We start from the raw sequence: 14,634 nt of genomic DNA, 5'->3' as shown, positions 1-14,634 counted from the left end.
ACGTACGTTACCGTTAAGTAAAAACCCGTTGCGAGGTGTGTCGTTAGCTCCGCTAATGAATGTAGTTTGGCTAATGGCTGCTAGCTGCCGCCTCGTTCATTCTGTGACTGAAATCACGTTTTATTTTCGTTGTGAGAATTAATCATTACTGAGGAAAATTCGCATTTTTTGATAACGGAAAATGGCGAGGATGCGCGATTTGGGGGCATTTCCGCCTGAGACATAACCTTGCGCAGATTTATTACTACGCCCGCTGTAGTAGAAAACTTACGCTGTTTTCTTTTTACCCGGGAAACGTTATGAAAATCACTTTATTAGCCAGCTCATTGTTGCTCCTCGCGGTGACTTCTCACGCTGCAACTGACCCACTGATCGTCGGCGATCAAAAAGGCAATGCTCGCGCGGTGATGTCCGCCGCTGGCGAGCTCAACAATGTGCCGTATGAAATCAAATGGTATGAGTTCCCCAACGCTGCGCCGCTGCTGGAGTCGCTCAACTCCCAGCATCTGGATGCCGGGTTGGTCGGCGATGGTCCGCTGTCGTTTGCCGTGGCCGCAGGCGCGCAAATCCGCGCTATTCAGGCATCGCAATATCTCGGCAATGCCATCCTGGTGAAAAAGAACAGCGCCCTGCACAGCATCGCCGACCTAAAAGGCAAGAAAGTGGCGACGGTAAAAGGATCGGCCGGGCAAAACATGGTGCTGAATGCGCTGCACGAAGCGGGTTTGCCAGATGACAGCGTCAGTTTTGTCTTTACCACGCCGTCGGAAGCGACGCTGGCGCTGGATAATGGCGCGGTGGATGCCGTGGCAACCTGGGAACCTTATGTGTCCTTTGCCGTGGCGCAGTCCGGCGATCGCATCGCCATCGACGGCAAAAACTCTCCGGTTTCAAACTATCTGGTGGCGACCGATAGCGCCATCGCCAGCAAGCGTGAGCAGCTCACGGACTTCCGCGAGCGCCTGATTCGCGCACGTGCGTGGGGCGTGGCGCATCCACAAGCCTACGCCAGCGAGATCGCCAAACTGCTGCGTCTGCCAGATGCGGTGGCGCTGAGTAAAGTGCAGCGTGAAAACAACGCGCCGGTTGAGGATTACGCGTTGGTGGAGAAACGCCAGCAGCTGGCAATTGATACCTTCACCCGCGGCGGCCTGATCAAACCCGGCTTAAAAGCCGACAAACTGGTGGATGCCTCCTTCTTTAACGCCAATGGAGCCGCCAAACCATGATGAACCTGGCGCTCTACCTCGACTCCGGCATTCATCAGGGCGGCTGGCGCCATCCCGATTCGGCCGCGACCGGCGGCAGCAACTGGCCGCTGTACCGCAAAATCGCCCAGCGCGCCGAAGCCGCGAAGCTGGACATGATTTTTGTCGCGGACAAGCTGGCAATTGATGATGTTTACGGCGGGCATCTGGCGCACACGGTGCAGCATCGTCAGGTTGGCTGGTCTGAACCCTTAACATTATTAGCCGCGCTGGCGGCGGTGACTGACAACATCGGCCTCGGCGGCACCGTATCTTCCTCCTATTCGGCGCCTTACACCACCGCGCGACAGCTGGCGAACATCGACCATATCAGCGGCGGACGCGCGGCGTGGAACGTGGTCACCTCGCTGAGCCACGCCGAAGCGCGCAACTTTGGTCGCAGCGAGCACTTTAGCCATGAAGACCGCTATCGCCGCGCGGCCGAATTTATCGATGTCATGAAAGCGCTGTGGGACAGCTTTGAAGAGGACGCGCTGATTCTGGATAAAGCGCAGGCGCGCTTTGCCGACCCGACACGCTTCCATCGGCTTGATCATCAGGGTGAATCTTTCGACGTGCAGGGACCGCTTAACTTGCCGCGTCCGCCGCAAGGCCATCCGGTGGTGATTCAGGCTGGCGTATCGGAAGCCTTTGTCGATCTGGCGGCGCAACAGGCGGAAGTGCTGTTTGTGGTGCAACCCAATCGGGAACGCGCGCAGCAGTTCTATCAAACCCTGAAACAGCGTGCGCTGCAGTATCAGCGTCAGCCCGATCACCTGCGCATTCTGCCCGGCATGGTGCCGATTGTCGGCACCACGCAGCGCGATGCCGAGGAGCGTGCGGCGTACCTGAAATCATTGATCACCGTGGAATCGGGCCTCAGCTTTGTTTCGGCCAGCATGAATATCGATCTGTCGCAGTATCCCATTGACGGTCCGGTTCCTGATCTGCGTGAAAAGATCACCGGCAGCAAAGGCCGCTTTCAGTATGTGATCGCCAGCGCCATTGAGCAGAACCTGACGCTGGGTGAGATGGCAAAACGCTACGCCGAGAGCTTGTCATTCCCGGCGCCGACCGGCACGGCGGATAGCATTGCGCAGCAGATGATTGACTGGTATCAGCATCAGGCCTGCGACGGTTTTGTCATTCTGCCCACCTACATTGACGAGAACGAAGATCGCTTCCTCGAACAGGTTGTCCCGCGCCTGCAGGCTGCGGGCGTCTTCCGAAGCGACTATCAACCGGGCACGCTGCGCGATCGTTTAGGCTTAGTAAAGCCGGAAAATCGCTTTCACCGTTCGTCATCAATTGAAATAACTTAATTAATCATTATTGCGCTGCTGCGATTATTCCTGGCGACAATTATCATAGCAGCGCGAATAAGCGCGGTTTTATTACGCTTTTTATTTACGCCCTCTTCATTGAACCTTTTTTAAATTGATTAGCCATTGCGTGGCAATGACTTTTTGAGAGTTTCCTCAGCCTGTTATCCCAGATTGAGCGTGATATAAATCACGTAACTGCTCTGCGGCAAGGCCGCTAATAAAAAGAAGGTGATGATGATCAGCGCAGATTTCTTTTATCGTAAATTACGTTTTCCTTTTAAACTCACACACGCTGCTTTTAAGTTTCCGGTAGCCAATGCGCGAGCCCGGCAATATCAGGTGATGTCGCCTGAACAGACCATTGACCTGCTGCTCAGCGACCACAAGCTCTCCGTAAGCCGCTATGGCGACGGCGAACTGGAAATGACCTTGTTCAAGAATATCGGTTTTCAATCTTTCGATGAACGACTCTCTATTCGCCTTAAAGAGATATTACGGCGCGGAAGTCAGCCGAAGAATCCCTGTTTATTATGTATGCCCGATGCCTTTCGCGGCACCTCGAATATGCGTTTTGGTTCGGCCCTATTCTGGTTTTTTCATAAAGCGTTTTATTTTCGCCATTATGAAACGTTATTAAAGAAAGATTATCGCTACGGCAACACCTCCGTTACGCGCCCCTATCACGATTATAAGGATAAGCAGCAGGCTGCTCGCGTATTTAATAAGTTCAAACAGCTGTTCAGCGATAAAAAGATATTAATTGTGGAAGGCAGCGGCACGCGTCTCGGCATCGGTAACGATCTGCTCGATGGCGCGCGGCAGATTAAACGCATCACCACGCTCAATCGTAATGCCTTCTCGGTCTACAACGATCTCTACAGCTCAGTACTGGCGCACGCACACGATTACGATATGGTGCTGATGTCGCTCGGCCCCACCGCCACGGTGCTGGCTTACGATCTCAGCCAGCATGGCATTCGCTGCATTGATACCGGCCACATTGATATCGAGTACGAATGGATGCGCAGTGCCGCGCGTGACAAGGTGCAGGTGGCCGGCAAGAACGTCAATGAAGTTGGCGTGTTACTCAGCGACGATGCGCGCGACGCCGATGAGCATTATCGCCAGCAGATTTTGCTGCATGTCGGGTTGCCGCAGGAAGCGGTGTTGTCGGCGATGGTGATGCATCCGCCGATCTAATCCACATCGCAAGCAATCGCAAAAACAGGGTATTTTGAGATTGCTTGCGATTCGCTGCGACGACAAATGGCGCTTGCAGCGGAGTTAGCTGCCGTGCCGCTGGCAAAATGCGCGGAGATCGGAGGACTGAAAATCCGCCAGATTCGCCATCAGCTTCTCCAGCGGCCAGTTCCACCAGGCAATCGCCTGCAGCTGTGCGGCAATATCCGCCGGGAAACGTGCACGGATCACTTTGGCTGGCACGCCACCGACAATGGTGTAAGGCGGCACATCTTTCGTCACCACCGCACCGGCCGCCAGCACCGCGCCATCACCCACCGTCACGCCCGGCAGTACGATCACGCCATGGCCAATCCACACATCATTGCCAATGATCACGCGATCGGCGCGACGCTCGGCAAAGAAGCCATTATCGCGCTCCGCCTGCGCATCGTAGTATTCCGGACAGTAGGTGAAACGGTGCTGCGAGGCGCGATCCATCGGGTGATTGGGTGCGCCAATCCGCACATGATTAGCAATGGCGGTAAAGCGCCCAATTTGCGCATCGGCGACGCAGCAATGCTCTCCCAGATAGGAGAAGTCACCCAGTTCGCTGTATTCGATATAGGTTTCGGCCAGCACTTCACATTGCGCGCCAATCTGGATTTCGCGCATGCGCACGCTGGGATCGATAACGGTGTGTTGCAGTTTTGCCGGTTGCACAGCAGCAAGTGCCATAATCAAAGCTCCGTGTGGTCAGATGTCTGGATGACCGGTTGCAACTGGGCAACCGCGAGCCACAACACTACAGCGGCAAAATGACACTAATGCTATTGTGCGCATCTGTTTCAGGCGATTTGAGGAAAGGGAATGAGAACACCGTGGTCAATACTGGCGCTGTTGTGGTCAACCGGACAGGCATCCGCCGCGCTGCCCGCCGACATCAAAGCCGGTGATATTGTGCAAGTGCAGTTAGCGCAACTCCATCCGACGCAGGCCGCGATTGGCTATCGTCAGCTGGATTACAAACAGCATCGTTATGAAGCCGAACCGAAAAAGCTGTTCGATGATTATTGCGAAAGTATGGGGCAGAAAGGCGTTGATAAATTTGACAGTAAATCACGTCTCTCGCAGCCCAGCAGCTTCAGCTGTAAAGCGCCGGTCGGCAGCGAACCGGGGCCGATGAAAACGGCGGTGATTGCGCCGGATAACGTGCTGTACCTTACCGATGGTCATCATACTTTCAGCAATTTCGCCGATATCGCCGGTCTTAACACGCCGGTGCAGGTGCGCATCACCGATGACTTCCGCAGCCTGAAAACCATGTCCGCCTTCTGGCAAAAAATGGAAACGGCACATCTGGTATGGCTGGATACGCCTGCTGGCAAAATTAAACCGGACGCGCTGCCGAAAGAGTTGGGCCGCCAGCATATGCAGAATGATGAATATCGCTCGCTGGTCTATTTCGTGCGTGACATTGGCTTTGAGAAGGAGCAGAATCCGCCGCCGTTCCTCGAGTTCTACTGGGGCAAATGGCTGGAAACGCAGCTGCCGCTGAAGAACTTTGACCTCAACAATCGCAGCGGTTACGCCAAAGCGCTGGAAACCATCGCTGAGAAGATGACCAGCGTGCCGAAAGACACGGTAATTGCGCACAGCGATAGCGGCCCGCTGACGGCGGATCGGTTAGGTGCACGCAAGAAAGTGAATGAGAAGAAGCTGGAGAAGCTGGTCTCCGACAAGGGCAAACTGACGTGGGCTTTTGCGCAATAATCATACGGTCGCCATAAATGGCGACCCTACAAAGGATTGGTGCGTTTTTCGTAGGGTGCGCGTTCATGCGCACCTGCATACATATGCAAATTAATGAAAACGTTACGCTCACTCAGCGCTTTTGCCAAACGTTAAACCAATTCGCAGTTTTTCACACCCGCCGATGGCGCCAGCAGATTTTTATCAAATTCGCGCAGTGCCACGCCATCACGAATACGCATCGGCCAGTCGGGATTGGCCAGCGCGCTTTTGCCTATCGACACATAATCCGCGCCCTGCTCCAGCGCCTGCGCCGCCGTGCTGGCATCACTTAACGCGCCATTGGCGATAATCGGCAATTTCGGTGCCGCCTGGCACGCAATTTGCACCAGCGACAGCGGCGAATCGGCAAATGCCGGTTGCAGCGCGTCATATTCAGTCAGATGCAGATAATCCACGCCGGCCTCAGCAATCGCGGCGAATACCAGACGCGCGCCCGCTTCACCTTCTTGCCATTTGTGATGAAAATCATTCACTTTGCCCTGTGAGAGGCGAATTCCCAGCGTAACATCCTTGCCTACGCGCTGGCGCACCGCGGCGATCACCGCCAGCGTCAGAGACAAACGTGCCACGATATCGCCGCCCCAGCGATCGTTGCGCTGATTGGTGTAATCGGTAAAGAACTGGTCAAGAAGATAGCCGTTAGCGCCATGAATTTCGATGCCATCAAAACCCGCTTCGCCAATTGCCCGCGCCGCAGTGTGCGCAAAGCTGTCGATCACCTGCTGGATCTGCTCTTCATTCATTTCGCGTGGCAGCGGATAGGCGCCATGACCGTGATAGAAACCGAGTTGTTCCCCGCGCGGCCGCACCGCCGAGGGCGCGAGCGTGTCCGGTCGATAGATGTTGCCCTGCGATATCGCCCCAGCATGCATCAACTGCGCAATGATTTTGCCGCCATGCTGATGCACCCGATCGGTGATCGCGCGCCAGCCGGCGCTCTGTTTAGCGTTAATCAGCCCCGCCTGAAACGCATAGGTTTGCGACCAGGCTTCATCGATATAGATGCCTTCGGTGATGATGGCGCTGAAGCCGCCGCGCACGAAGCGCTGATAGTAGTGCTGCATACGTTCGCCTGGTATGCCGTCAACGCTGGCGGAGATGCGCGTCATGGGCGCCACCATAATGCGATTCTTCAGCGCCAGCCGATTCAGTGTGCCGCTCTGAAAAAGATGTTTATCACTCATATTGCTCTCTGGATGCGGATTATCTACAGAGCGCAGTATATTCGGTCGCCACAGGGACAAAAATGGCCGATGATGATACGTCTGTATAACGGAAATCGTTACAATGAACTCAAAAGATGTTGAGGTTTTCCTGATGGTCACCCAGACGCGCAGCCTGACGCAGGCTGCGCGGCGACTGAACACCACCCCGATGACGGTCTCACGCCGACTCGCCTCGCTGGAAGAAGATCTCGGCGTACGCCTGCTGCATCGCACCACCCGCGCCATTGCGTTAACAGATGAAGGTGAAGAGTTTCTGCCCTACGCCAAAACCCTGACGGAAACCGAACAGAGCGCGCGCAATCTGTTCTCGCCGAATAAACAGGGCGCCACCGGCCAGCTGCGCATCACCGCACCTTCTGGTTTTGGCCGCCGCACCATTATTCCGTTGCTGCCTGCGCTGATGGCGGAGAATCCCGAACTGAAGATCGATTTCCAGCTCAGCGATAACGTCACCGATATTGTTGGGCTGGGCTACGATGTCGCCATTCGCATCGCCCCGCTGCGGGATTCGCGCTTAGTCGCGCAGCGGCTGGCGGATAATCCGCGCGTGCTCTGTGCTTCTCCAGACTATCTGGCGCGCTTCGGCACGCCAAAACTGCTGGCCGATTTGCATCAGCATAACTGCCTACGCTTATCCGGCGTGCCGCAATGGAGTTTTATAGTCGACGACCATATTTCCAGTGTCAGCGTTGAGGGCCGTTTCAGCGGCAGCAATGTGGAAGGCGTGCGCACTTTGTGCGTGGCGGGCAGCGGCATCGCCCAGCTCTCTGCGTGGGATGTGCAGCAGGAACTGGCGGCAGGTGAACTGATTGAAATTGCCTTGCAAGATGCCCAACCGCAGCTGCTCGGCGTCTGGGCGCTGTTTCCCACCGCGCGCCATCTGCCAACGCGTGTCACGGTATTTCTGAATGCCCTGAAACAGGCGATGGCGCGCTAATTCAGAAAATGTGAACGGCGAATCAGGGGCAAAATCTGGATGCGGAAGAGGTGGGATTAACCGCGAAGAAAATTAAAATCGACGCGTTTCTTGAACTGATTCTGGCAGGAAAGATCAGCGACGCGACATCGGTTACCGCGTTTCTGCTGGCGCGGGCGAAAGGGTTAATTTATTGATCTATTTTGCTTTTTTCAAGGTGCGCATGAATGCGCACCCTACGAATACAACATCGATGTAGGGTCGCCATTCATGGCGACCGATCACCAGCATTACACTGCTGCAATATCTGCCAACACTGCTTCTGCCTGCGCCTTATCGACCGCCACGCCATCAATAAACAACTGACGCTGTTCACCCGGCGGCAGCATCACTTTCAACGTCTGCCAGGCTGGCTGGAAGCTGCCTTTGCGCTGGAAGCTGAGGTGAATCGCCTCAGCATCGCTGCGCATTTCCCAATTCAGCCAAAGTGCGTTGCCCTGCTGATAAGCCCAGCTTTCGCCATCATCCTCAAACAGCACACCCTGGCTAACCCCTTTGCCTTTCAGCGGGAACAGCTGCAAGGTGCGGCGATCGTCAGCTTGTGCATCAACATGACGCAGGCGATCGCTGAGCGGTAAGGCCGCTCCGGCACGCACCAGCATCGGCTGGGTTTCCAGCGGAGCCGCCAGCGTGATCCATTGACCGCCGCTGAACCATTGCTGGGTAGCAAAGTCATACCAGCCGGTTTGGTTATCGGGCAGCCACAGGCGACGCTCGCGCTGACCGGGTTCGACCACGCTGGCCACCAGCAGATCGCGGCCCAGCATAAACTCATCGCACTCGGCGAACGTCTGCGCATCCTGTTCATGATCGAGGAAAGTCGGACGCAGCATCGGTTCATCGTCAGCATGCGCCTGCCACAGCAGCGTATAGAGATAAGGCAGCAGTCGATAACGCAGTTCAATCGCGGCGCGGATCGCAGGCGTAGCCGCCGGATACATCCAGGGTTCATTGACGGTGTGATCGTCATTCCACGAGTGAATGGTGAAACGCGGATGCATCACGCCGTTTTGTACCCAGCGCACAAACAGTTCTGCATCTGGCTTATCGCCGGAGAAACCACCGACATCATGTCCCACGTTGTATAAACCGGACAGGCTCATGCCCAATCCCATGCGGATGTTGTAACGCAGCGTGGTCCAGTTGGTGCGGTTATCGCCGCTCCAGGTTTGCACATAACGTTGCATCCCGGCGCAGCCTGAACGGGAAATCAGGAACGGGCGTTTTTCCGGTGCGAAACGCTGCTGCGCTTCCATTGAGGCGCGCATCATCAGCAGCGGCATCACCGGGCGAATGTGTTTGATGGCAATTGGCGTACCGAAACCATGGCAGCGCGCTTCGCCATCCCATACTTCATATTCGTTGTTGTCATTCCAGGTGGAATCGATGCCCTTTTCCAGCAGCTGTTTGGTGACGTTTTCCTGCCACCAGGCGACGGCTTGCGGATGGGTAAAATCGAGATGTGAACCTTCGTCATCCCAGAACACCGAACGCTCAGGCGCATCCTCTTCCGAGTCGCGGATAAACAGCCCTTGTTCCGCCACTTCGTTATAACGCGGATGATCCTGCAACAGGCACGGTTTGATATTAGCGGCGAGGCGCAAGCCCGCGTCGTGAAATGCCTGGCTCATCACTTCCGGCTGCGGCACTTTGTCGTAGTTCCAGTTGAACACGTAGCGCTTGTTGTTAATTGAGGTGTAGCCCGATGAAAGCTGGAATGAATCGCACGGAATATCGTGCTCTTCGCACAGGCGGATGAAGTTCATCAGCTGATTTTGCGCATCTGACGCATCGGTGTAATGCATGGTTGAACCGCTGTAGCCGAGGCTCCATTTTGGGCCGAACAGCGTTTTACCGGTCAGACGCACAAAGGCTTTGGTGACATCCAGCACCTTGTCACCAACAAACAGGTAATAGTCGATATCACCGCTTTCGGCCTGCCAGCGGCGATACGGTTTGTGATAGTTATCGAGTTCATTACCGAGATCAAACCAGCTGCTGCTGAGGTTATCGTAATAGAGACCAAAGCTAACGTCGGTACGACGCGTGATGGTAAACGGCACATGCTTGTACAGCGGATCGGTGGAGGCCGCGTTGTAGCCCATCGCATCAAGGTTACGCATCTCATAGCGCTGGCCGTTACGCTGCAAATCGCCACTTTTCTCGCCCAAGCCATAATAACGATCGTCGTTCATGCGGCACTGATAGTGCGCCACGCCATCGCCGTGCGCGTTGATTTGATAAGCACTGGTTGGACGGTCGCAGGTCAGCAGCTGCCACGTGCCGTGGCTGTCGCAATATTGCCACTCCAGCGCCAGCGGTTGATGGACTCTTACCCGCAGTTTATCGGTGGCCACCACCAGCGTGTCGCCCTCTTCTTCCAGCGTGAACGATGGCAAAGCGAAGCCGGCCAGGCTATCGCGCTGACGCCCTTCCCACGGCACATCGCTTTCTGGCGCGATGCTCCAGGTGCGATCAAGGCTATACGTGCCCTGACGTTTAATCACCACGCGGAACATACCCGTTTCCAGCACATACAGACACAGCGTGTGTTTGCCGTCGACGGTTAACGCCACGTGGTGTGCATCGGAACCGGCTAATGACCAATTTTTTAACGTTTTCATCGTTACCTACTTTTTCATGCGCGCTGGGCGCGACGTTCAGCAATAAAAGCAATCAGGAATACGGCGCCAATCAGGTCGAAGAAGCCCATGGCGACAAACAGCGGATTAAAGCCAATGGTGTCGGCGGTCACGCCGATCAGCAGTGAGAACAGGAAGCTAGAGATCCAGGCAAACGAGCCGCGCATGCCGTTGACGGTGGCCATCTGGCCTTTATCAAACTTCTCCACCACCAGCGCGCTCAGCATGCAGGAGATGATTTGATGGCCGAAACCACCAATCGAGATTAGCGCAATCGCTACGTAAGGATCTTTAGTGACCGCCACCAGCGCCAGCGACAGCATCAGGAAAGCGCCCGTCACCGAACTCGCCACCACGGAATTGACTTGGGTAAAACCAAAGATTTTGGTGTAGAGCCGCGTCAGATAACCGCTGGCCGCGCTGCCTAAATCGGCGGCGAGGAACGGCAGCCAGGCGAACATAGCAATCTGCTTCAGATCCATACCCAGCTCTTTCGCCAGATAGAGCGGCACCCAGAAGCTCAGCACGCCCCAGGCAGGTTCAGCCATAAAGGCGGGAATGGCGATGCCGTAAAAACGTTTGTTTTTCGACACGGTTTTCAGCGCGGTAAAGAACGGCAGTTTCACTGCTGGCGGTTCATTATCCTGACGAATAAATTCCAGTTCCGAGGCCTGCAGATTGGGATGTTGCTCCGGATCGCGATAGAACCACCACCACAGCACCACCCAACCCAACGCCAGGCAGCCGGTGAACAGGAACGCGCCCTGCCAGCCAAAGGAAGCGTGCGCAAAGTAGATAATCGGCGGTGCCAGCATCGCGCCAAGCGAGAAACCCACCCCCGCCCATCCGGCGGCGATAGGACGCTCTTTTTTCGGGAACCATTCGCCAATCACTTTGGCGTTAGCGGGCGTGGCTGCTGCTTCTGCACCGCCCATGACAAAACGCAGGATAGCCAGATGCACCCAACTGGCCGCGCCAGCGTGGAACAAACAGGCGACGGCCCAAATGGTGGCGCAGATCAGGAAGCCGACTTTCAGGCCAATAACGTCGATCAGCCAGCCGCAAATGGGTTGAAAGAAGGTATACGCCAGCTGGAATGCGCCGACGATCCAGGAATATTGTTCGGTGGTGATGTTAAGACTGGTTTTGAGCTCCGGTGCCAGCAAGCCCAACGAGTTACGGGTGATGTAGTTGACCGTAACGCCTGCTAAGAACAGCACCAATACCCACCAGCGCAGATTGCGCAAGGTGCGTTTGGTGCCTGCGGCGGTTATCCCTGGGTTTAAACTGCGGTTCATCTGATTCTCCGTTAGTGAGTCATTTCTAACCATCCGCCAGGAGTGAACCACAGTTGCGAAAAGTGGTCGCCAGATTGATGTCGCAAATGTGATATGGTTAACCAAAATCACTTACCAGGTTGACTTAACCCCGTAAAGAGCAGAGTTTTAATCCGGAATCGCGTAGTTATTATCTGATGTAGCGCGCTAATAAAGAATATTGGTCAACCAATAGTGAGTGAGGTAACAACATGAAGCAGACCTGGCGCTGGTACGGCCCCAACGATCCTGTCTCTCTGTCCGATGCGCGCCAGGCGGGCGCAACCGGCATCGTCACCGCACTGCACCACATCCCTAATGGCGAAGTGTGGTCAGTCGACGAAATCATGCAGCGCAAGGCGCTGGTGGAAGCCGCCGGTTTGGTGTGGTCGGTGGTGGAGAGCGTGCCGATTCATGAAGAGATTAAAACCGGCAGCGGCCGCTGCCAGCACTGGATCAGCAATTATCAGCAGTCGCTGCGCAACCTGGCGCAGTGCGGCATTAAAACCGTGTGCTACAACTTCATGCCTATCCTCGACTGGACGCGCACCGATCTCGAATATCTGCTGCCGGATGGCGCGAAAGCCCTGCGTTTTGATCAGATTGAGTTCGCGGTGTTTGAACTGCACATTCTGCAGCGTCCCGGCGCGGAGCAGGATTACAGTACGCAAGAGATCGCCGAGGCTGCTGAACGCTTTGCAACGATGAGTGAAGAGCACCGTAACCGCCTGATGCGCAACATCATCGCCGGTTTGCCGGGTGCGGAGGAAGGCTACACGCTGGATCAATTCCGCGCCCAGCTGGCGCGTTATGAAGGTATCGGTAAGGCCGAGCTGCGTGAGAATTTTGCCACCTTCCTGCGCGCCATTGTCGCGGTTGCGGAAGAAGTGGGCGTACGCATGGCGGTACATCCGGACGATCCGCCGCGCCCGATTCTCGGCTTACCGCGCATCGTTTCCAACGCCGACGATCTGCAATGGATGATCGATACCGTCAGCAGCCCCGCCAACGGTTTCACCATGTGTACCGGCTCGTACGGCGTGCTGGCAGAGAATGATTTAGCCGGCATGGTTAAGCGCTTCGGCCCGCGCATCTACTTCGCGCATCTGCGTTCCACCAAACGGGAAGAGAACCCCAACAGCTTCCATGAAGCCGCACATTTGGCTGGCGATGTCGATATGTTTGCGGTAATCAAGGCGATTGCCGAAGAGGAGCAGCGACGCAAAGCCGCAGGACAGCCGGATTTGATTCCGATGCGTCCCGACCACGGCCACCAGATGCTGGATGATCTGAAGAAGAAAACCAATCCCGGCTACTCGGCGATTGGTCGTCTGAAAGGATTGGCTGAAATTCGCGGCGTCGAACTGGCGATCCACCGCGCCTATTTTGCTCAGGACGCCCAATAATGCGCTTTATGGATGAAGATTTTCTGCTGCAGAGCGACGTCGCGCGGCGCTTATATCACGACTTCGCTGCGGATATGCCGATCTACGATTATCACTGTCACCTCAATCCGCAGGAGATTGCTGAAGATCGTCGCTTCGCCAACCTTGGCCAAATCTGGCTGGAAGGCGATCACTACAAATGGCGCGCGCTGCGTGCCGCGGGCGTCGATGAGTCGTTGATCACCGGCAAGAACACCAGCGACTACGACAAGTATCTCGCCTGGGCGCAAACGGTGCCAAAAACCCTCGGCAACCCGCTCTATCACTGGACACACCTTGAACTGCGTCGCCCGTTTGGCATCACCGATACGCTGTTTGGCCCGGACACCGCGCCTGCGATCTGGCAGCGCTGCACGGAACAACTGGCGACGCCGGAATTTTCTGCGCGCGGCATCATGCGCCAGATGAAGGTGCGCATGGTGGGCACCACCGACGATCCGGTTGATTCGCTGCTCTATCACCGCCAAATCGCCGATGACCGCAGCTTTGATATTGACGTTGCGCCGAGCTGGCGTCCGGACAAAGTCTTCAAAATCGAGCTGGAGGGTTTTGTCGACTATCTTGGTCGTCTGGAAGCCGCCGCCGATGTCGCCATCGACAGCTTTGATGCGTTACGCCGCGCGCTTTTGCGGCGTCTTGACCACTTCTCCGCCCACGGTTGTCGCGCATCGGATCACGGTATCGAAATCCTGCGCTTTGCGCCGGTGCCGGACGACAGCCTGCTCGATACTATTTTGGCGAAACGTCGCCGTGGCGATGTGCTGGATGAATTGGAAATCGCCCAGTTCAGCAGCGCGGTGTTGGTGTGGCTCGGCAGCGAATATGCGCGGCGCGGCTGGGTAATGCAGCTGCACATCGGCGCGATACGTAACAACAGCACGCGCATGTTCAGCCAGCTCGGGCCAGACAGCGGCTTTGATTCGATTGGAGATAACAATATTGCCTGGCCGCTGGCGCGCCTGCTGGATGCGATGGACCTCAACGATCAGCTGCCGAAAACCATTCTTTATTGCCTCAATCCGCGCGATAACGAAGTGCTGGCCACCATGGCGGGCAACTTCCAGGGCGCGGGCATTGCTGGCAAGGTGCAGTTCGGTTCTGGCTGGTGGTTCAACGATCAGCGCGATGGCATGCTGCGTCAGCTGGAGCAACTGTCGCAAATCGGCTTACTCAGCCAGTTTGTCGGCATGCTGACCGATTCACGCAGCTTCCTCTCCTATACGCGCCACGAATACTTCCGCCGTATTCTGTGCAATCTGCTGGCGCAGTGGGTGAAAGACGGCATTGTGCCGCACGATGAGCCGATGCTCGGCAGCATGCTGCGCGACATTTGCTTCAACAATGCCGAACGCTATTTCGCGCTGAACGCCAGGTGAGTTAGGCCTGGTCACGGCACGCCGTGACCAGGCCGATTCTTATTCGCTATGCTATAGTGCGCGTCTCTGAGTGAGGCTGTATCAGAG

11 protein-coding genes are annotated in these 14,634 nt (G+C 55.9%); 7 read left to right on the top strand and 4 right to left on the bottom strand.

What is annotated here, in order from left to right; genetic code table 11:
• Positions 1-299: 299 nt before the first annotated feature.
• The 3 genes from K5Y32_RS05175 to K5Y32_RS05165 all read left to right on the top strand — a co-directional run bounded on the left by K5Y32_RS05175 (position 300) and on the right by K5Y32_RS05165 (position 3,772).
• Positions 300-1,229, top strand: a complete 930-nt coding sequence (locus tag K5Y32_RS05175; RefSeq protein ID WP_222181988.1) for an aliphatic sulfonate ABC transporter substrate-binding protein — start codon at positions 300-302, stop codon at positions 1,227-1,229.
• Positions 1,226-2,569 (top strand): NtaA/DmoA family FMN-dependent monooxygenase, encoded by a 1,344-nt coding sequence (locus K5Y32_RS05170; RefSeq protein WP_222181986.1) that lies wholly within the window; start codon positions 1,226-1,228, stop codon positions 2,567-2,569. Before K5Y32_RS05175 ends, K5Y32_RS05170 begins: the two co-directional genes overlap by 4 nt.
• A gap of 237 nt (positions 2,570-2,806) precedes the next feature.
• Complete coding sequence (locus tag K5Y32_RS05165) at positions 2,807-3,772, top strand: GT-D fold domain-containing glycosyltransferase (RefSeq protein ID WP_222182900.1); 966 nt, start codon at positions 2,807-2,809, stop codon at positions 3,770-3,772.
• An 84-nt stretch (positions 3,773-3,856) separates the two neighbouring features.
• On the opposite strand, the gene K5Y32_RS05160 is transcribed toward K5Y32_RS05165, so the two are convergent.
• Positions 3,857-4,489, bottom strand: a complete 633-nt coding sequence (locus K5Y32_RS05160) for a DapH/DapD/GlmU-related protein (RefSeq protein ID WP_222181984.1) — start codon at positions 4,487-4,489, stop codon at positions 3,857-3,859.
• A 132-nt stretch (positions 4,490-4,621) separates the two neighbouring features.
• Between K5Y32_RS05160 and K5Y32_RS05155 the strand changes: the two genes are divergently transcribed.
• Entirely contained in the window at positions 4,622-5,524 is a 903-nt protein-coding gene (locus K5Y32_RS05155) for a ParB/Srx family N-terminal domain-containing protein (RefSeq protein WP_222181982.1), read from the top strand.
• Positions 5,525-5,655: 131 nt separating this feature from the next.
• Here the strand turns inward: K5Y32_RS05155 and K5Y32_RS05150 are convergent, their stop codons facing one another.
• Positions 5,656-6,750, bottom strand: a complete 1,095-nt coding sequence (locus K5Y32_RS05150) for a tRNA-dihydrouridine synthase (RefSeq protein ID WP_222181980.1) — start codon at positions 6,748-6,750, stop codon at positions 5,656-5,658.
• 103 nt (positions 6,751-6,853) lie between these two features.
• On the opposite strand from K5Y32_RS05150, the gene K5Y32_RS05145 reads away from it, so the two are divergent.
• Positions 6,854-7,729 carry a LysR family transcriptional regulator gene (locus K5Y32_RS05145; RefSeq protein ID WP_222181979.1) on the top strand — a complete coding sequence of 292 codons (876 nt, stop codon included), beginning with the start codon at positions 6,854-6,856 and terminating at the stop codon, positions 7,727-7,729.
• 269 nt (positions 7,730-7,998) lie between these two features.
• Here K5Y32_RS05145 and K5Y32_RS05140 read toward each other — a convergent pair whose 3' ends face one another.
• Together K5Y32_RS05140 and K5Y32_RS05135 are read right to left on the bottom strand one after the other, a co-directional pair.
• On the bottom strand, positions 7,999-10,392 hold the full coding sequence (locus tag K5Y32_RS05140) for a TIM-barrel domain-containing protein (protein ID WP_222181977.1): 2,394 nt from the start codon (positions 10,390-10,392) through the stop codon (positions 7,999-8,001).
• A gap of 14 nt (positions 10,393-10,406) precedes the next feature.
• Positions 10,407-11,708 (bottom strand): MFS transporter, encoded by a 1,302-nt coding sequence (locus K5Y32_RS05135; RefSeq protein WP_222181975.1) that lies wholly within the window; start codon positions 11,706-11,708, stop codon positions 10,407-10,409.
• A 230-nt stretch (positions 11,709-11,938) separates the two neighbouring features.
• Here K5Y32_RS05135 and uxuA point away from each other — a divergent pair, with 230 nt between their 5' ends.
• Positions 11,939-13,132: a mannonate dehydratase gene (uxuA, locus tag K5Y32_RS05130; RefSeq protein WP_222181973.1), complete on the top strand. Its 1,194-nt coding sequence runs from the start codon at positions 11,939-11,941 to the stop codon at positions 13,130-13,132.
• Positions 13,129-14,547, top strand: a complete 1,419-nt coding sequence (gene uxaC, locus K5Y32_RS05125) for a glucuronate isomerase (protein WP_222182898.1) — start codon at positions 13,129-13,131, stop codon at positions 14,545-14,547. The genes uxuA and uxaC overlap by 4 nt, the downstream gene beginning before the upstream one ends.
• Positions 14,548-14,634 lie beyond the last annotated feature (87 nt).

The sequence above is a fragment of the Pantoea sp. DY-15 genome (genome assembly GCF_019795935.1).
GTDB classification, from domain to species: Bacteria; Pseudomonadota; Gammaproteobacteria; order Enterobacterales; family Enterobacteriaceae; genus Pantoea; species Pantoea leporis.
The sequence above is the reverse complement of the archived record's forward strand: the minus strand, read 5'-3'. Positions and strand labels throughout refer to the sequence as shown.

What these genes read in the sequence shown, in the direction of transcription:
- K5Y32_RS05165 (WP_222182900.1), top strand. Translation starts at nt 2,807, where the DNA reads ATGATCAGCGCAGATTTCTTTTATCGTAAATTACGTTTTCCTTTTAAA.
- K5Y32_RS05150 (WP_222181980.1), bottom strand. Translation starts at nt 6,750, where the DNA reads ATGAGTGATAAACATCTTTTTCAGAGCGGCACACTGAATCGGCTGGCG.
- K5Y32_RS05155 (WP_222181982.1), top strand. Translation starts at nt 4,622, where the DNA reads ATGAGAACACCGTGGTCAATACTGGCGCTGTTGTGGTCAACCGGACAG.
- K5Y32_RS05145 (WP_222181979.1), top strand. Translation starts at nt 6,854, where the DNA reads ATGAACTCAAAAGATGTTGAGGTTTTCCTGATGGTCACCCAGACGCGC.
- K5Y32_RS05160 (WP_222181984.1), bottom strand. Translation starts at nt 4,489, where the DNA reads ATGGCACTTGCTGCTGTGCAACCGGCAAAACTGCAACACACCGTTATC.
- K5Y32_RS05135 (WP_222181975.1), bottom strand. Translation starts at nt 11,708, where the DNA reads ATGAACCGCAGTTTAAACCCAGGGATAACCGCCGCAGGCACCAAACGC.
- K5Y32_RS05140 (WP_222181977.1), bottom strand. Translation starts at nt 10,392, where the DNA reads ATGAAAACGTTAAAAAATTGGTCATTAGCCGGTTCCGATGCACACCAC.
- K5Y32_RS05175 (WP_222181988.1), top strand. Translation starts at nt 300, where the DNA reads ATGAAAATCACTTTATTAGCCAGCTCATTGTTGCTCCTCGCGGTGACT.
- uxuA (WP_222181973.1), top strand. Translation starts at nt 11,939, where the DNA reads ATGAAGCAGACCTGGCGCTGGTACGGCCCCAACGATCCTGTCTCTCTG.
- K5Y32_RS05170 (WP_222181986.1), top strand. Translation starts at nt 1,226, where the DNA reads ATGATGAACCTGGCGCTCTACCTCGACTCCGGCATTCATCAGGGCGGC.